A 16,738-nucleotide genomic window follows, 5' to 3' on the forward strand; every position below is an offset into this window, starting at 1 on the left:
CCGTCGGGCTTTATTTGCGGCCCGGCGGTGTTGACCATTTTGAGACCTTTTCGGATGACTTGTATGGGGGACGTTCAATGTCGGGCACCAGCCGCCACATCAGGGCGCTGGCGGGCTGCATCGTCGCAGCTCTCGCCGGTCTGCTCCTGATCGGCACGGGCCTCCACCTGTCCGGCGCGGGCTGGCACATCGCCCGCTGCCTGTCCGGCGACGAATCCCCCTTCGACGCGGCCGTCCTCCCCGCGGGCTATCCGGGGCTCGGGACCATCCCGTCCCTGCCCGAGACGGCCGTTCCCCAGATCCGCGCGGTACCCGGCGTCGCCGACGCCGTCCCCGTCCAGGGCGGCGAGGTCGGCCTGGTCGGCTTCGGCACCCTGGTCCCGCTGGAGGCGGTGGCGCTGGACATGGCGTTGCTGTCGTCCTCGGGCATGGAGGGCGAGGCCCCGCGCAGCGCCTCCGACGCGATCCTGGACAAGCGCACCGCCGACCAGCTGCACCTGCAGATCGGCGAGACGATCACGGTGCACGGCAACGGCGCCGACCGCTCCTTCGAGATCACCGGCATGACCGCGGCGCGCGGCAACCCCACCTTCGACGTCCGGGGCACCCTGGGCGTGCTGCCCATGTCGGCGGCCGACCTGGTCGGCCCGCTGGAGACCGAGGCGGTGCACGTCCGCGCCGACAACGACGTCGACCCCGGCGAACTGCGCGACCGTCTGCAGGCCTCCCTGGGCGGCGAGTACGACGTCGTGACCCACGCGGAGATGCTCGCCACCGGCGACGTGACCGCCGAGACGCTCCCGCCGGTGCTCGGCGTGGTGGGCTCGCTGCTGGTGGTGGGGGCGGCGCTGACGGCGTACATGGGCCGGCAGACGACGACCACCACGAGCCTGCTGATGGCGACGGCGGTGCTGAGCGTGACGGCGACGGCCGCGGTGATCGTGGCGTCGGCGGGCCTGGAGATCTCCACGCCGACGATCCTGGCGGTGGCGGGCACGACGGCCGTGGCGGCGATGGCGGCGATGGTGCTGCGCCCGAAGATCCTGGCCCAGATCGGCTGACGCCGCGACGGCGCTAGTGGAGCAGCTCCGTCAAGGCGGCGGCCGCCGTCCGCAAGGCCGGCGCGAACGTCAGCAGATCCTCCCGCGACAGCAGCACCGCGACCGTCGAGATGCTGACACCGCCCACCACCTGACCGCCCCGGTCGAAGACGGGAGCCCCGAGGCACCGGATCGCCACCTCGTTCTCCTCGTCGTCCACCGCGTACCCCCGCTCCCGGATCCCGGCCAGCTCCCCCGCCAGCAGGTCGGGCGAGGTCAGCGTGGCGGGCGTCTTGGCGGGCAGCCCGGCGGTCGCCAGCACCCCTGCCACATCGTCGGGCGGCAGGTGCGCGAGCACGCACTTGCCGATCGCGGTCGAGTGGAGCGGCAGCCGCATCCCCACCCGTGACGCCATCCGGTAGGGCCGGTCCCCCTCGACCTTCTGCACGTACACGGCGTGGTCGCCGCTCCGCAGCGCGAAGTGCACCGTCTGCCGGACCTCCCCCGACAGCCGGGTCAGCACCTCCCCCACGCCGTCGGCCCCGGCGGCCTTGACCTCCTCGGCCAGGGCCAGCATCCGCGTCCCCGCGCGGTAGCGCCCCCCGCCCTCGCCGGCCACGAAGCCGAGCTCGACCAGCGTCGACAGGATCCGGTGGACGCTCGCCTTCGGCACCCCCGCGTCCGCGCAGATGTCGGCCAACCGCCGGGGTCCCGGGCCGGCCACTGCGGCTTCCAGCACGGTCAGTGCCTTGGTGACCGCATTACCCGATTTGGGGTCCATTGACAGGTTGATCCCTTCAACTTAGCGTCTCAACCATTCCATCACACAAGCCAGCGTTCCGCCAGACGGAACATCTGGAGAGGATCCCCGTGAAGAACCGCGCCCTCTTAGCCCTGGCCCTGGCGATCACCTCAGCGGGAACCACGCTCGTGGCGCTCCCCCCGCCGGCGCTGGCCGCGCCGCAGCAGCACTCCCCGCTGCGGATCAGCCAGGTCACCGCCGTCGACGACCGGTCGATCGACATCACCTTCAACGCGACCCTCGGGCCGGACATCCTGCAGTTCACGGCGGCGAATCCGGCGTACGCGGGGCAGTTCGTCAAGATCAGCGGCGGCGCGCTCGACGGCCGGCCGGTCTCGCAGATCACCGGCACCACCGTGCGTCCCGTCGACAGCCCCGGCCACCGGACCCTGCGCGTGGTCCTCGGGCCGGGCGTCACCCTCGACTCCGGGACCTACGAGCTCTGGTTCGACGGCGGGGCCGACCCGCTCGGCGACCTGTTCTTCCGGTCCGAGGGCGGCGGCGCGCTGCCCGGCACGTCGACCAGGCCCGTCCGGTTCGCCGGCACCCCCGACGACGCCGCGTTCGCCCAGATCGCCTCGGCGCGGCGGTTCGACACCCGCACGGTCGAGGTCACGTTCGCCACCACCGTCTGGTCGGGCGTCCCCACCGGCGCCTACACGGGCGCCGACATCACCTTGACCGGCGGCGACACCGTTTCGAGGCCGGTGTACGTCGAGAGCGTCCCCGGCACCGCCCAGCGCGTCTACCGCCTCTACTTCGGCGCCGACCTCGCGGGGGCGTACCGGCTGGCCCTGGCCCCGGCGCTGCGCCTGACCACCAACGCGGGCCAGGCCGCCACCGAGGTCGCCGCCGACGTCACGGACGGCGGCGGCGCCTACGCCGCCCCGAAGATCGCCGGGGTCGAGGTCGCCGACACCGGCGACCGGATCCAGATCCGCTTCAGCCGCCGGATCGCGAGCGTCGGCGCCCTGCCCGTCAAGGAGACCCGGACCGGCGTGAGCGGCACGAACGTGACCGCCGCGCAGGTCCGCGCCCTGCTGCGGTTCTCCGGCCTGCGTGCCACCTCGGGCCGGGACGCCGCCGAGGCGCTCCGCGACGACGCCGCCTACTTCTCCGACGCCACCACCCTGGTCGTCAAGCTCGACGACCCCCTCAAGCCCGGCTCGCACGGCGCCGTCGCCCTGGTCGAGGGCGCGCTGAAGGACGTCACCGGAACCGCCAACACGGGCACCGCCACCGTGCCCGTCCGGGCCCCCCGGCACCCGAGGCCGCCGGGCTCCGGCTTCAACCCGCACGGCCCCGACTACCTGAAGGTGAACACCCGCGCCACCACGGTCTTCCAGCGCTACGACCACAGGGTCAGCGACGACGGCGTCTCGGTCCGCCGCGACGGCGTGGCCGACAGGGTCAGCGGCCAGACCATCAAGACCGTCGAGGTCGACACCAAGTACCTGAAGGCCGTCTTCGCCCCGGAGTACGGCGGCCGGCTGGTCTCGATGATCTACAAGCCCACCGGCAACGACCTCTTCTACACCAACCCGGTCGGCACCCCCTACGGCTTCTCCAGCGCCGCCCCCGGAACCCCCGGGAATTCGCCCTTTTACCAGAATTGGCTGATGGTCTGGGGCGGCGTGTTCCCCACGCTCACCGAGGCCGAGCACGGCAAGTTCTGGAATGTCCCCTGGGACTACTCGATCGAGCAGAAGAACGGCCGCTTCGCCCTCACCATCACCAAGACCGACGACGTCGACTACCCGTACAAGCCCAGCCGGTACGTCTACGGCGCCACCGGCCTCAAGACGTCGGTCACCTACGCGATCGACGCCCGCAGGCCGACCCTCGACATGACGGTCAGCATCGAGAACCCGGGCGCCGAGGACAAGCGCTTCGAATACTGGACCTGCACCACCCTCGCCCCCGGCGCTCCCTCGGACGAGGGCTCGCCGACCATGTCGGTCGTCTCCCCCGTCAAGACGATCTATCGCGACCCCGGCTACCGGTGGATGGAGAGCGTCGAGGAACCGGCCGGCCCCGCCGGCTCCGGCCTGCTCAAGCTGGACCGGCTCAACCAGATGTCCAACTGGACGCGCGACGGCATCGCCTACGGCCAGGACCTCGCCACCCTGCCGCAGGGCGACTGGTGGGGCGTGATCAACCATGAGAACAACGAGGGCGTCATCCGCGTCGGCGACAACAAGAAGACGCCGGGCATGAAGTTCTGGGAGTGGGGCCAGAACAACTCCTTCGACACCAACGTCTACAGCAAGGGCAACTCGGCCCGCCCGTACATCGAGCTCTGGGCCGGCGCGTCCCCCAAGTTCTTCACCCCCGCCGTCCTGAAGGCCGGCCAGACCCTGTCGTGGACGGAGACCTACCTGCCCACGATGGACCTTGGCGGCGTCACCAACGCCGACGCCGACGGCGCGGCCGAGGTCAAGGTCGACCCGTCGGGCGCGGTCACCGGCCGCCTGTTCGCCACGGCGATCGGCGAGCGCCTGCGCGCGACCCTGGTCGACGCCACGACGGGCGCCGTCCTCGACTCGGAGGTCTTCACCGGTGCGCCCGACACGGCGGTGCGCCTCGACGGAAGGGTCGATCCGGGCGGACAGGCCCGTCTGATCTTGACCGAGGGGGAGACGACGCTGCTGACGGCGGAATCGGGCCTCTGACCCGGCGTGGAAACGGCCCGGCGTCTCACCGGGCCGTTCTCCGGCACGGTCCAATGATCATCTTGCGCTGATCACCGGATATCCTTGTGGAGAGCCGTCCGCGCGATGGCGAGTTGGCCTGGGGTTTTGAGTAGGGCGGGTGGGACTTGAACCCACGACCCACGGATTATGAGTCCGATGCTCTGACCGGCTGAGCTACCGCCCCGCAATGCTGGAGTCTCTCACAGTTCTCCTTCAGGGGGACCCACCGAAGTGCACTTGTGATCAGCTCGTTCGTTAGGGTCCGCTTACCTGCCGTTGATGACCTCTTGGTGCTTGGACGATTGCTCACCGTTAGAGCAGATTCGTCCCGCGAAGTCGAGTATGTTCTCGCGCATGCCGCTGCACCCGCAGTCCCAATCCTTCCTCGACCGCTTCCCGCCCGTCGCCGGCGCCGACCTCGACGCGCTCACCGACGACGAGGTGGCCGTCCTCCGCCAGCTCGACAGCAGGGTCGCCGAGCGCGGGGCCCCCGTCGAGGTGTTCTCCGCCGTCGACGCGACGGTCGCGGGCGTTCCCGTACGCGTCTATCGCCCCACCGGCGAAGAGCCGCTTCCCGTCGTGGTCTACCTCCACGGCGGCGGCTGGGTCTACGGTACCCTCCCCCAGCTCGATCCCCTGGGCCGTGACCTGGCGGTTCGCACCGGAGCGGTGGTCGTCATGGCCGACTACCGGCTGGCCCCCCACCACGTCTTCCCGGCCGCCGTCGACGACGCCTGGGCGGTCGTCCGCGACGTCTTCGACCGGCCCGCCTTCTACCACGGGGAACCGGGGCAGGTCGCCGTCGCGGGCGACAGCGCCGGGGGCAACCTGGCGGCCGTGACCGCCTGGCTGGCCCGCGACGCCGGGCTGCCGCTCGCCCACCAGGCGCTCGTCTACCCGGTGACCGACGTGGCCATGGACACCCCGAGCTACGCCGAGTACGCCCACGGCTACGGCCTCAGCGTGGCCGACATGACCTGGGTCGTCCGCAAGTACGCCCCGGGCGTCGACCCCCGCGATCCCCGGCTGTCCCCCCTCCACTTGGCCGACAAGTCGGGGCTGGCTCCGGCGACCGTCGTCACCGCCGAATACGACCTGCTGCGCGACGAGGGGCGGGCGTACGCGAAGGCGCTGGCGGACGCCGGGGTGCCGGTCGACTACCTCGACTACGCGGGCGCGCTGCACGGGTTCTTCTCCTACCCGGGGTTCTTCGACGCCGCCGGCGAGGCCAGGGAGCACGTCGCGCGGAACCTGCGGGCGGCGTTCAGACGTCCCTGAGCTCCACGAGTTCCTCCGGCGTCACCGGCCGGGTCTGGGCGAAGCCGCGCACCAGCACGTCTTCGGGCAGGTCGTGGGCGATCATCTGCATGGTCGCCCCACCGGCCCGGCCGAGCGCCCGGACCCAGCCGGGCGCCGTCCTGACCCAGACCCCCGGCGCGGCCTCGCGGCACTCGGACCTCTCGTCGATCGGGTAGCGGGGGGCCGGGTCGAGGCACATCTCCTGCGGATCTCTGGTCTCGGGATGGAGGTAGACCTCGATCTCGGTCTCGCCGTCGGGCGAGGCGTACCTCAGCTCGATCTCGCCGTTCAGCGGGAGGCTGCTCGAGGAGACCAGGGTGTGGCCGGGGATGACCGGCACGACCAGCGGCACGCTGGTGGAGGTGATCATGTCCTCGAACTCGGTGTCCGACCGCAGATCCTCCAGCGGGGAGGCCCCCACCACCCCCGCCGCGAGAAGGACGCCCACACCGATCTTCGGCCACCGGAATCCGGGCGAGAAGAGCCACGAGACGATCAGATATCCGACCGCCGGAAAGGCCAGGCCGACCGGCTTCGGCCATGTCTCCACCTCGAGCACGTCGAGCCACGGTGACGCGGCGTACACCAGCAGGAAGGTGCCGGGAAAGGCCAGCAGGCCCACGGGCAGCCACCAGGGCAGCCCCGCCAGCAGGCCCAGGATCAGGCCCAGCGTGAGCGGGGCCGTGAAGAGCAGGACGAAATCCCCGAAGTCGTCCTCCATCGGCGACCAGTGGGCGAACGCGAGCGCGGCCACCCAGATCGCCAGGACGACCAGCAGGCGTCTCCCCCATAACGGCATGCGCCTAGTCTGGCAGCGCCGCCCAATCCCGCCATAGATGTACGTCGATCACAATGAATGGCCCGTCAGGCGGAATTTCCCGATATTGCGGATATTTTGCCGTCAGCAAATCGATCGGCCATTCGTCGACGACCCGGGCGACCCCGTCCGCCCGTACCCACCACAGCTTCTCCCAGTTCTCCTCGTAATGGTCGACGAGGAGGCTGACACGGGGATCGGCGGCGATGTTCTCCAGGCGGCGCAGCCGCCGGGTCGTCTTCGGCTTGTGGTCGACCGCGGTCACGATCACGTCGCCCTCCACGGCGAACGTCACCGGGACCACGTGCGGGCCGGCGGTGGCCAGCCGGGCCACCCGCGCCGCCGCGAACCGCTCACGCGGTGATGACGATCTTGCCTCGTGCGTGCCCGTTCTCGACCTCCCTCAGCGCGCGGTCGGCCTGGTCGAGCGGGTAGGTCGCGGTCACGTGCGGGTCGAGCACGCCGTCGGCCACCAGGTCGGCGACCGCGCCCAGCACCTCCTTGGTGCGGGCCCGCGCGACCGGTTTGCCGCCGAGGTCCCTGGCCGTGGTCTGGTCGCCGGCGGAGATCAGCTTCGAGTGGTCGCTCAGCACCGGCGCGACCTCGCGGAGCGCGTCGCCGCCGACCAGGTCGTAAATCCCGTCCACGCCCTCGGGGGCCACCGCGCGCACGCGCTCGGCGACGCCGGGGCCCGGTTCCACGTACGCCGCCCCGAGCGACTCGACGAACTCCCGCTTGGCCGGGTCGGCGGTGCCGACCACGCGTACCCCGGCGTGCCGGGCGATCTGCGCGGCGGCCGTGCCGACGCCCCCGCCGACGCCGGTGATCAGCAGGGTGCCGCCGCGCGGCAGGCCGAGCTGGCGGAGGCCGTCGTAGGCCGTGGCGGCGGCGACGGGGAGGGTGGCGGCGTCCTCGAAGGACACCACGTCGGGCTTGCGGGCCAGGCCGGACGCGGGGAGGACGGCGTACTCGGCGTAACCGCCCTTCAGCGGGCTGCCGAAGACGGCCTCCCCCGGCTTGAGCCCGGTCACGCCCGGGCCGATCTCGGCGATGACCCCGGCGACCTCGTTGCCGAAGACGGCCGGGAAGTGGTCGGGGTTGACGCCCGGCCCGCGCCAGCCGGTGCGGCGCTTCCAGTCGGCCGGGTTGACCCCGGCGGCCCTGACCCTGATGACGACCTGGCCTGGTCCGGCGGTCGGTTTCGGCAGGTCGGCGAACTCCTCGACCTCGGGGCCACCGTATTCCCGGTACACGTAGGCTTTCGGCATCTCGCCCTCCTCGGCTTACCGTTCCTGCTCCGTCGGCCGGATGAGCACCTCGTTGATCGCGACGTGCCGGGGCCGGGTCACGACGTAGGCGATCGCGTCGGCGATGTCCTCGGGCTGCATGCGCTCGACGTCGCCGAAGGTGTTCCTGATCCCCTCCAGCACCTCGGGCCGGTTGTGCCCGGCGAGCTCGGTCTCCACCGCGCCCGGCTCGATCAGCGAGATCCGCACGTGCTTCTTGGTGAGTTCCTGCCGCAGCGCCTCGCTGAACGCGCCGACGCCGTGCTTGGTGAGGTTGTAGACGCCGCTCCCGCTGCGGGCGATCCGCCCGGCGACCGAGGAGATGTTGACCATGTCGGAGACGTAGCGGGGCCCGTCGTCGGCCGCCCTGATCAGGTGCGGCAGCGCGGCGTGCGCGCAGTAGAGCAGGCCCAGGACGTTGACCTCGACCATCCGCTGCCATTCGGTGACCGGCGCGTCCTGGGCGGGCCCGAGGAGCATGACGCCGGCGTTGTTGACCAGGGTGTCGATCCGGCCGAGCTCGGAGGCGGTGCGCTCGACGGCCGCGCGGGCCTGCGCCTCGTCGGTCACGTCGGCCTCGATCACCAGGACCCGTCCGCCGTCCTTGCCGATCCGGGCGGCCAGCTCCTCGAGGCGCTCCCGCCGCCGGGCGACCACCGCGACCGCGGCGCCCTGGTGGGCGAGCGCCACAGCGGCGGCCTCCCCGATTCCGCTCGACGCCCCTGTGACCAGGGCGACCGTGCCGTCAAGGCGCATGACTTACCCCTTTCGTCCGATCCCCAGTCTACGGACAGGGTGTTTTCCGCCCCCGTGAGCCTGGGCAGACAACGATCATGAAGCTGAGTGCACGGAACGCGATCCCGGCCGAGGTCACCGGGGTCACGCGGGGCGAGGCCACCGCCAACGTCGAACTGTCGGCGGGCGGCCTCCGGCTGGTCGCGTCGATCACCACCGAGGCGGCCGAGGAGCTCGGCCTGGGGGTCGGCAGCCGGGTCACGGCGTTCGTGAAGGCCTCGGACGTGATCCTGGCGACCGACTGACCGCGCGTGGGCGGTCAGCCTCGCGACGAGATCTGCTGCACCGCCCACCCGTTGCCGTCGGGGTCGTCGAAGAACACGAACCCGACGTTGTCGAGGGGATCGGGCACCGGATGGGGGTTCTCCCCGATCTTCTGTACGTCGGTCACGTCGACCCCCCGCTCCACGAGCAGCGCGTGCGCCTTCCGGATGTCCGGCACCACAAGCTGGAGCCCCCGAAGGGACCCTGGCGGCATCTCCGGCACCGCCCCCTTCCCGATCACGATCGAGCACCCCGACCCGGGCGGGGTGAGCTGCACGATCCTGACGTCGTCGCCGAACGCCGTGTCGTGGTCGACGGCGAAGCCCAGCCGGTCGGCGTAGAAGGCCTTGGCCCGGTCGATGTCCGATACGGGCACGATGACCACTTCGAGGGTCCAGTTCACGGCTGTCCTTCCAACAGAAGATCGAATCTCGTGTACGACTCCGCCATGCCCCTGGCCATCGGATACCGCAGCGCGGTCGCCCGGCCTTCGGCGGTGGCGTAGCGGATCGTGGTGGTGAGCAGGGTCGCGGGCCCCTCCCCAGTGAGCTCGCGGGTGAGCTCGTGGGTGATCAGGGTGACCCCCGGATACGACTGCTCGTCGAAGACCTCGCTGATGGTGATCGAGACGGGCGGTTCGACGGCCCGCACCTCCCCGCGCTGCACCATCCGCGCCCCGCCCGGCCCTTCCGAGACGAACAGGTAGGCGCCACCGGGCGCCGCGTCGAACGCGCACTCCACCAGCCGCCACCCCTTCGCGCCGTACCACCGGACGAGCAGGTCGGGCACGGTGAGCGCGGCGAACACCCGCTCGCGCGGAGCGGCGAACCGGCGGGTGACGACGAGCTCCCGATCGCCCCGGGCGACGACCTCGGTCACTCCCCGCCTCGCAGCAGCGCGTCGAGCTGCTGGAAGCTCTCCTCCCAGTAGTCGCGGTAATCGGCCAGCCATTCGGTCGCCTCGCGCAGCGGCTCGGCGGCGAGGCGGCAGGGGCGGCGCTGGGCGTCTCTTCCCCGGGTGATCAGGCCCGCCTTCTCCAGGACCTTGAGGTGCTTGGAGATCGCCGGCTGGCTGATCGCGAAGGGGGCGGCCAGTTCGGCCACCGAGGCCTCGCCCTGCGCGAGCCGGGCCAGGATCGCCCGGCGGGTGGGGTCGGCCAGGGCCGCGAACGTGGCGTCCAGCATGGATGAATAACCTCTCAGTTATGTAACAGGATGGTTTTATACCACGGTGCCGGCGGGACTCGCCAGCGTTGCCGCCCATGCCCCGAAAATCATCGATAAGGGCGGCCACCGCCGGGAGTTCCCTGTCGGCGGCCGCCGCTAGATTGTGCCCTCGTGTCCTGGAGATCCCTGACCTACTTCGCCCTGGCGTTCTGCGTCTCGATGGCCAACCTGGCCGCGAACGCGGGCGGTCCGATGTGGCCGACCGTCTACCGGGACCCCGACGGCGAGTGCGGCTACGTCCCGGAGGACACGGAGGCCGGGCTCTCCGTCGACCAGGTGGTCGCGGTCTCCTCCGCGCCCGTGATCGTCGCGGCCGGGCTCGTCGTGCTGGCCGTGGCCATCACCCGCGGGCGGGCCCGGCTCGGCCGGGTGACGGTCCGGGCGCTGGCGGGCGTGCTGCTGCTGACCGGGGGCTTCGGCACCGTGCTCTTCGTCGTCAACCTGCTCACCCACTCCGACTGCTACTACGGCCTGGGCGGCGACCTGGGCGAACTGGTCTACTACCTGGCCCCGGCGGTGCCCCCGGCGGTCGCCGCCACGGCCATGGTCCTGGCCTCGGCCCCCGAGGATCGTTCTGTCGGGCCCCGTGGCTAGGGTGTGCGCTCGTGCCCCGCAGATCGTGGATCTACCTGACGCTGGCCTTCGTCGTCTCGGCCGGTGAACTCGCCTACCTGGCGCTGTCCGGCGATCGGGAGTTCTCGTTCGGCTACGTAGGCCCCCTGGAGTCCTGTCTCGGGAACGACCTCCGCGACCGGGTGTCGACGGCGCTCTGGTCCGGCGTCGACGACACCGGCACGAAGTTTCCCGACGGCGTGTTCGTTTTCCTCATCGACCGGCTGGCCCCCATCGCCGTCGTGATCTCGATCGTCGTCATGGTCGTGACCACGATGGGCGGGCGTCCGCTCCTGGGGCGCGTGAGCGTCCGGGCGCTGGCCGTGGCCGTGCTGGTGGCCGGGGGCCACACCTCCGCGTTCGCCCTGTACGACCTGTTCGCCGGCCCTCGCTGCCTCGAATCGTGGGGCGGCACGGAGGGGCTGTGGTTCTTCACGATCCCCGACGGCCCGCTGGCGGTCGCGACCGCGCTGCTGATGATGCTGGCCGCGCGCCCGGCACGCGGTGAGGGCCCGCGGGTGGCCGGTCGGATCCTCGCCGGGGTGGCCGCCGCCGCCCTGCTCCTGGCGTTCGTCGAGACCGACGTGAGCCAGGCCGGCGCGGCCCGGGTGCGGTGCCACGACTACCCGCAGACCGCGCAGACCTCCGACGAGGTGTTCCTGTGCGCGATGCGCGAAAGCGGGCGCTATCGCGGGGTCCCCGACCGTGACCTGCTGGCCTACGGCCGGGCGGCGTGCGCGCGCTACCCCCTGAAGGAGTTCTCCGGCCACGACCTGGCCCCGATCTGCCCGACCGCCAAACGCGACGTCGAGGCGATGACGGCCGCCAGAGACGCGGCGTTCGCCGCCTCCGACGCCGTCACCGGGGCGTTCTGCGACCAGCGCCGCCACCGGCCGAAGATCCGGGCCCGCCAGGTGGTGCGCGACGTCATCTGGCCCGACTACGGCGTGATCGAGTCCTTCGAGGGCGACCACTACGACGACGGCCTGCTCGACCGGTCGTCCGGCACGGGCATCGCGACCAGCCGGGGCCACCTGCTGCTGAGCACCCACTCCGACTTCGAGAACTGCGTCCAGGTCGAGGTCTACGACAGACGGCCCCCGAAGGAGCGCAAGGGCTGGGACCGCGTCGTCGAGGTCGGCTACACGAGCCCCGAGGGCCACATGATGCTGGTCGATCCGATGGCCGCCGACCAGGGCCTCACCGTGCCCGGCCTACGGCCGGGCCGCTACCGGATCCGGTTCCACCACGCCGAGCCCGACTACGAGAAGGTCACCCCTCAGGTCGTGCTCCTGATGATCTGGCCGGAACCTTAGTTCAACCCTTTGACATAAGTATCAACTCGCGGCGTGCAGCCGCAGTGGAGCGCTCGCGTCGAGGAACTCCTCCAGCACCAGCGTGGCCGCCCCCATCGCGACCGCGTCGGGGCCCAGCTCGCCCAGCACGATCGAGGTCGCGTTGTAGGGCTGGGTCAGGGAGTTCTCCCCCACCACGACGCGGATCTGGTCGAGGTGCCGTTCGCCGATCATCAGCCCGGCCCAGCCGCCGATCAGTATCCGTTCCGGGTTCAGCATGTTGATCAGGTTCGCCAGGCCGGTCCCGAGGTAGGTGACCGTCTCGTCGACGACCGGCCCGCCGACGTCGAGCACCCGGCCGAGCGCCGACGGCCAGTCGGTCGTCTGGACCGGCACCCCGGCCCGGTCGAGCAGCCCTTCGGCCCCGATGTAGGCCTCCAGGCAGCCGCGCGACCCGCAGCGGCACGGCCGGCCGTTCATCTCGATCTTGGTGTGGCCCCACTCGCCGGCGGAGTTCGAGGTCCCCCGCACCGCCTGGCCGTCGGCCACCACCGTGGCCCCGACCCCCGATCCGATCAGCACGATCACCGCGTGGTCGGCCCCCCGGCCGGCCCCGAACCACAGCTCGGCCTGCCCCATCGTCTTGGCGCCGTTGTCGATGAAGACGGGCAGGGAGGTCCCGGCCCGCATCAGCGCCCCCAGCGGGACGCCGTCCCAGCCGAAGGTCTTGGCGTGGATGAGCGCGTCGGGGACGCCGCGCTCCACGATCCCGGGCACCCCGATGCCGACGCCGAGCACCTGGGCCGCGGTCACCTGCCCGTCGGCCAGCACCACGTCGATCCCGGCCAGGATCCGCCGCGCGACCAGCTCGATGTCGTGGTGGGAGGGCCTGAGGGTGTAGTCGACCCGGGCCTTCTCGGTCATCTCGAGGTCGAAGAGCTCGACCCGGACGTGGGTCTCGGCGACGTCGACGCCGATGAGGTAGGCGTACACGGGATTGACCCGCAGCAGCACCCTGGGCCGCCCGCCGTCGCTGTCGACCTGGCCGGCCTCCATGAGGATCTTCTCGGTGAGGAGGTCGCCCGTCATGGTGCTGATGGTCGCCGCGCTCAGGCCGGTGAGCCCGGTCAGCTCATGACGGCTCCGCGGGCCGCCGAAGTACAGGGTCCGCAGCAGCATGCCGCGATTCCCCTTCCGGACATCCCTGACCGTCTTGCGCTCCGGCCTTGCCATGGGCCTGTCCTCCCGTTTTCTGCCGACATGTTAGTTCAATGCGTGAACGAAACGGCTACCAGGCAAGTGCCGCCGCACAGGGTAGCGGGTGCCGCGTTACCAAAGCGTTTCCGACGAGGGACTGATCTTTTTTTGCGTCTTACATTATCGTCTGTTCAACCCCCCGAGAAGGAGATGGAAATGATCAGGAGAGTCACTGGGGCGGCTGCCGCAGCGGTGCTGCTCACCGGGCTCGCCGCCTGCGGCGGCGGCTCCGAGGAGGGCGGCGCGGGGTCTGCCACGGAGTTGACCTACTGGATGTTCCAGGACCGCACCCCCCAGGCCGGCGAAGTGGTCGAGAAGATCCGCACGGACTTCGAGAAGGCCAACCCCGGGGTCAAGGTGAACATCGTCAAGATCCCCAAGGACGACTACAACACCAAGCTCGGCTCCGCCCTCGCCGGGAACACCGTCCCCGACGTCGGGATCCTCGACCAGCCCCTGGTCTCCCGCTTCGCGCTGGAGGGCACCATCAAGGAGGTCCCGGCCGGCACGCTCAACGAGGCCGACTTCTGGGAGGGCGCGCTCAACACCAACAAGGTGGGCGGCAAGCTCTACGGCTTCCCGATCGACCACACCGCGGTCGCCCTGTTCTACAACAAGGCGCTGGTGCCGACCCCGCCGAAGACGTGGGACGAGCTCAAGTCGATCAGCGCCGCGATCCACCAGAAGGACCCGAAGGTGGCCGGCATCGTGGTGCCGAAGGGCGACGGCTACGGCGCCTGGATGTGGCCGGGCGTGGTCGGCGGAGCCGGCGGCCAGATGGTCGACGAGGCGAACAAGAAGATCCTGTTCGACCAGCCGCCGGCCGTGGAGGCCCTCCAGCTCTGGGTCGACCTGCTGCCGTCCTCGCCCCGTGAGATCACCGACTCCGACCAGGCGTTCGCCAACGGCCTCGCGGGCATGATGATCTCCGGCCCGTGGGACGTCGCCACGATCAAGGACCAGTTCCCCGACCTCGACTTCAACGTGGCCCCGCTGCCCTACAAGACGACCCCGGCCGGCAACATCGGCGGCGAGAACGCGGTCGTGTTCACCAAGGGCAAGAACGAGGCGCTGGCCTGGAAGTGGCTGCAGCACCTGACCAACGCGACCAACAACACCGTCCTGGCCCAGGCCCTGGGCGGCTTCCCGGTCAACAAGGAGGCCGCCGAGCGCGACGCCGCCACCTTCGGCGAGCAGCAGCAGGCCTTCCTCGAGCAGCTCAAGGTGGCGCAGGCCCGTCCGGCCATCCCGCAGTGGATCCAGATCAACGACGAGATCATCGCCCCGGCCCTGGAGTCGGCGCTGAGCGGCAAGATGACCGCCCAGGAGTCGCTCACCGACGCGGCGAACAAGACCCGCGCCCTGCTCGGCTGGAACAGCTAGCCCAGTCATCACGGAAGCGAGGCAACCGTGGCATCTCCGGTCGTGGCCCAGCGGCCCGCCGAGACGCCGGCCAGGCCCGGACGGCGCCGCCGCCGTCCGGGCATCGGCGGGCGTGACCATCTCGTGGGGTGGCTCCTCATCGCCCCCGCGATGGCGTACTTCATCATCTTCCTGCTCTATCCCGCCCTGGCGGCGCTGTACTACAGCTTCACCGAGTGGGACCTGCACTCCGCGCCGATCTGGGTCGGCCTGCAGAACTACACCGACCTGTTCTTCGACGACGTGAAGTATCCGCACTTCTGGAAGTCGATCCAGGTCACCCTGCAGTACACCCTGGTCGCGGTGCCGCTGACGCTGGTCACCGCGCTCGCCCAGGCGCTGCTGATCAACACCATCCGGCGCGGCTCGAACCTGTTCCGCCTGCTGCTGTTCCTGCCCGTCGTGACCGCGGAGGCGGCGGTCGGCGCCATCTGGCGCTGGCTCTACGACCCGCAGTACGGCCTGGTCAACGCGGTGCTCGGGCTGGTCGGCATCCCCCGCCAGAACTGGCTGAACACCCCGGAACTGGTCATCCCGGCGCTGGCGTTCATCGCCGCGTGGCAGTGCGGCATCTCGATGATCATCTACCTGGCGGGCCTGAAGAGCATCCCCGAGTCGATCAGGGAGGCGGCGGTCATCGACGGCGCGGGCCCGGTGCAGCGCTTCTTCAAGGTGACGGTCCCGATGCTCCGCCCGACGACGTTCTACCTCGTCGTGACCGGCATCATCGCCGCGCTCCAGGTGTTCGGGCTCGTGTACGTCATCTTCAGCGGCGGCGGCAACAGAAGCGTCACCGGCGGCCCCGAGCAGTCGGGCCTGGCCTACGTGCTGCACATCTACCTGTACGCGTTCCGCTACAACGCGATGGGCGCCGCCTGCGCGATGTCGTTCGTCCTGCTGGTCTTCATCATGATCATCACGTTCGTCCAGTTCAAGTTCATGAAGCAGGAGGTGTCGTGAACCAGACCACGGTTCGCCGCCTGCCCATCTACATCGCGCTGATCCTGCTGGCGCTGGTGTCGGTCGTCCCCTTCGTGTGGATGCTGGCGACGTCGTTCAAGAACGGCCCCGACGTCTACACGCAGGTGCCCCAGCTCCTGCCGCTCGACAAGAAGACCGGCGAGTGGAACCCGACGCTCGGGAACTACGAGTACGTCCTGTCGATCAGCGGCCTGGGCACCGCGTTCTGGAACAGCGTCTGGATCACCTGCGTCCTGGTGCCGGCGAAACTGCTGATCGACGCCCTGGCGGCCTACGCGTTCGCGCGCATCCCGTTCCCCGGCCGGGACAAGATCTTCGTCCTGATGCTGGCGGGGATGATGGTCCCGACGATCACCCTGCTGGTGCCGCGCCTGCACGTCACCCAGTTGCTGGGCGTCTACGACTCCCCGTGGGGCATCATCCTGCCCAACGTGGCCTCGGTTCTGGACATCTTCCTCATGCGGCAGTTCTTCCGCACACTTCCGGTCGAACTGGAGGAAGCCGCCCGGATCGACGGCGCCGGCCGCATGCAGATCTTCTGGCGGGTGATCCTGCCGCTGTCGAAGCCGGTCCTGGCCGTCGTGACGATCACCAGCTTCATCTTCCACTGGAACGACCTGGTGTGGCCGCTGATCGTGCTCAACGACCCGCAGCACTACACGCTGCCGCTGGCGTTGCAGCAGCTCGCGAGCACGGAGTCGGGCCGGGCCTACTACATCATGGCGGGCGCGGCGCTCGCGGTGATCCCGGTGATGATCGTGCTGCTGATCTTCCAGCGGCGCATCATGCAGGGCATCGCGTTCTCGGGCCTGAAGAGCTAGGTGTACTCGGCCATCAGGTTGGTGACTCGCCGGAGCTGATGCTTGATCAAATGGAAGACCTCCGGATGTGGTGGAGATTGCCGTCATCACCATCCCGGAGGTCTTCATGGCCCACGCTAACGCCCGCC

18 protein-coding genes and 1 tRNA gene are annotated in these 16,738 nt (G+C 70.3%); 9 read left to right on the forward strand and 10 right to left on the reverse strand.

Translation table 11 applies throughout. From position 1 onward, the window contains the following. Positions 1–77: 77 nt before the first annotated feature. Positions 78–1,061, forward strand: coding sequence for an ABC transporter permease (locus FDA94_RS31845; protein ID WP_137250769.1), 984 nt, complete (start codon positions 78–80; stop codon positions 1,059–1,061). Positions 1,062–1,074: 13 nt separating this feature from the next. Here the strand turns inward: FDA94_RS31845 and FDA94_RS31850 are convergent, their stop codons facing one another. Beyond that, entirely contained in the window at positions 1,075–1,821 is a 747-nt protein-coding gene (locus FDA94_RS31850; protein WP_137250770.1) for an IclR family transcriptional regulator, read from the reverse strand. Between the two features lie 89 nt (positions 1,822–1,910). Here FDA94_RS31850 and FDA94_RS31855 point away from each other — a divergent pair, with 89 nt between their 5' ends. Beyond that, positions 1,911–4,514 (forward strand): DUF5107 domain-containing protein, encoded by a 2,604-nt coding sequence (locus FDA94_RS31855; RefSeq protein ID WP_137250771.1) that lies wholly within the window; start codon positions 1,911–1,913, stop codon positions 4,512–4,514. Between the two features lie 131 nt (positions 4,515–4,645). Here the strand turns inward: FDA94_RS31855 and FDA94_RS31860 are convergent. Further along, a tRNA-Ile gene (locus FDA94_RS31860) sits at positions 4,646–4,719 on the reverse strand. Between the two features lie 170 nt (positions 4,720–4,889). Here FDA94_RS31860 and FDA94_RS31865 point away from each other — a divergent pair. Continuing rightward, positions 4,890–5,813: an alpha/beta hydrolase gene (locus tag FDA94_RS31865; protein ID WP_137250772.1), complete on the forward strand. Its 924-nt coding sequence runs from the start codon at positions 4,890–4,892 to the stop codon at positions 5,811–5,813. Here the strand turns inward: FDA94_RS31865 and FDA94_RS31870 are convergent. From FDA94_RS31870 to FDA94_RS31885, 4 genes are read right to left on the reverse strand one after another with little or no spacing between them, the layout of a single operon-like run. Then, positions 5,800–6,633: a hypothetical protein gene (locus FDA94_RS31870; protein ID WP_137250773.1), complete on the reverse strand. Its 834-nt coding sequence runs from the start codon at positions 6,631–6,633 to the stop codon at positions 5,800–5,802. The genes FDA94_RS31865 and FDA94_RS31870 overlap by 14 nt on opposite strands. A 4-nt stretch (positions 6,634–6,637) precedes the next feature. After that, positions 6,638–6,985 (reverse strand): TIGR03668 family PPOX class F420-dependent oxidoreductase, encoded by a 348-nt coding sequence (locus FDA94_RS31875; protein ID WP_137250774.1) that lies wholly within the window; start codon positions 6,983–6,985, stop codon positions 6,638–6,640. 19 nt (positions 6,986–7,004) lie between these two features. Then, the gene (locus tag FDA94_RS31880) at positions 7,005–7,919 is read right to left on the reverse strand and encodes an NADP-dependent oxidoreductase (protein WP_137250775.1); all 915 of its coding nucleotides are present in this window, start codon (positions 7,917–7,919) and stop codon (positions 7,005–7,007) included. A 15-nt stretch (positions 7,920–7,934) separates the two neighbouring features. Further along, positions 7,935–8,693 (reverse strand): SDR family NAD(P)-dependent oxidoreductase, encoded by a 759-nt coding sequence (locus tag FDA94_RS31885; protein WP_137250776.1) that lies wholly within the window; start codon positions 8,691–8,693, stop codon positions 7,935–7,937. Between the two features lie 77 nt (positions 8,694–8,770). Here FDA94_RS31885 and FDA94_RS31890 point away from each other — a divergent pair, with 77 nt between their 5' ends. Then, positions 8,771–8,977 carry a TOBE domain-containing protein gene (locus tag FDA94_RS31890; protein WP_137250777.1) on the forward strand — a complete coding sequence of 69 codons (207 nt, stop codon included), beginning with the start codon at positions 8,771–8,773 and terminating at the stop codon, positions 8,975–8,977. 14 nt (positions 8,978–8,991) lie between these two features. On the opposite strand, the gene FDA94_RS31895 is transcribed toward FDA94_RS31890, so the two are convergent. The 3 genes from FDA94_RS31895 to FDA94_RS31905 are packed head-to-tail and all read right to left on the reverse strand — an operon-like array spanning position 8,992 to position 10,180. Continuing rightward, positions 8,992–9,399 carry a VOC family protein gene (locus FDA94_RS31895; protein WP_137250778.1) on the reverse strand — a complete coding sequence of 136 codons (408 nt, stop codon included), beginning with the start codon at positions 9,397–9,399 and terminating at the stop codon, positions 8,992–8,994. Beyond that, positions 9,396–9,875, reverse strand: coding sequence for an SRPBCC domain-containing protein (locus FDA94_RS31900; protein WP_212735596.1), 480 nt, complete (start codon positions 9,873–9,875; stop codon positions 9,396–9,398). The genes FDA94_RS31895 and FDA94_RS31900 overlap by 4 nt, the downstream gene beginning before the upstream one ends. Further along, the gene (locus tag FDA94_RS31905; protein ID WP_137250780.1) at positions 9,872–10,180 is read right to left on the reverse strand and encodes an ArsR/SmtB family transcription factor; all 309 of its coding nucleotides are present in this window, start codon (positions 10,178–10,180) and stop codon (positions 9,872–9,874) included. Before FDA94_RS31905 ends, FDA94_RS31900 begins: the two co-directional genes overlap by 4 nt. Before the next feature lie 153 nt (positions 10,181–10,333). On the opposite strand from FDA94_RS31905, the gene FDA94_RS31910 reads away from it, so the two are divergent. Then, positions 10,334–10,816: a hypothetical protein gene (locus FDA94_RS31910; protein WP_137250781.1), complete on the forward strand. Its 483-nt coding sequence runs from the start codon at positions 10,334–10,336 to the stop codon at positions 10,814–10,816. An 11-nt stretch (positions 10,817–10,827) separates the two neighbouring features. Continuing rightward, positions 10,828–12,150 (forward strand): hypothetical protein, encoded by a 1,323-nt coding sequence (locus FDA94_RS39580; RefSeq protein ID WP_170991218.1) that lies wholly within the window; start codon positions 10,828–10,830, stop codon positions 12,148–12,150. A gap of 21 nt (positions 12,151–12,171) precedes the next feature. Here the strand turns inward: FDA94_RS39580 and FDA94_RS31920 are convergent, their stop codons facing one another. After that, a complete protein-coding gene (locus tag FDA94_RS31920) occupies positions 12,172–13,362 on the reverse strand; it encodes an ROK family protein (RefSeq protein WP_137250782.1) in 1,191 nt (396 codons plus the stop codon). A 180-nt stretch (positions 13,363–13,542) separates the two neighbouring features. Here FDA94_RS31920 and FDA94_RS31925 point away from each other — a divergent pair, with 180 nt between their 5' ends. Genes FDA94_RS31925 through FDA94_RS31935 form a run of 3 tightly spaced genes read left to right on the forward strand, consistent with a single transcriptional unit; the run spans position 13,543 to position 16,610 of the window. Beyond that, positions 13,543–14,769, forward strand: coding sequence for an ABC transporter substrate-binding protein (locus FDA94_RS31925; protein WP_170991219.1), 1,227 nt, complete (start codon positions 13,543–13,545; stop codon positions 14,767–14,769). A gap of 27 nt (positions 14,770–14,796) precedes the next feature. Next, positions 14,797–15,768, forward strand: coding sequence for a carbohydrate ABC transporter permease (locus FDA94_RS31930; RefSeq protein ID WP_137250784.1), 972 nt, complete (start codon positions 14,797–14,799; stop codon positions 15,766–15,768). Further along, positions 15,765–16,610 carry a carbohydrate ABC transporter permease gene (locus FDA94_RS31935; protein WP_137250785.1) on the forward strand — a complete coding sequence of 282 codons (846 nt, stop codon included), beginning with the start codon at positions 15,765–15,767 and terminating at the stop codon, positions 16,608–16,610. The genes FDA94_RS31930 and FDA94_RS31935 overlap by 4 nt, the downstream gene beginning before the upstream one ends. Positions 16,611–16,738 lie beyond the last annotated feature (128 nt).

Origin of the sequence: Herbidospora galbida (assembly GCF_005233835.1) — a bacterium.
Lineage (GTDB): Bacteria > Actinomycetota > Actinomycetes > Streptosporangiales > Streptosporangiaceae > Herbidospora > Herbidospora galbida.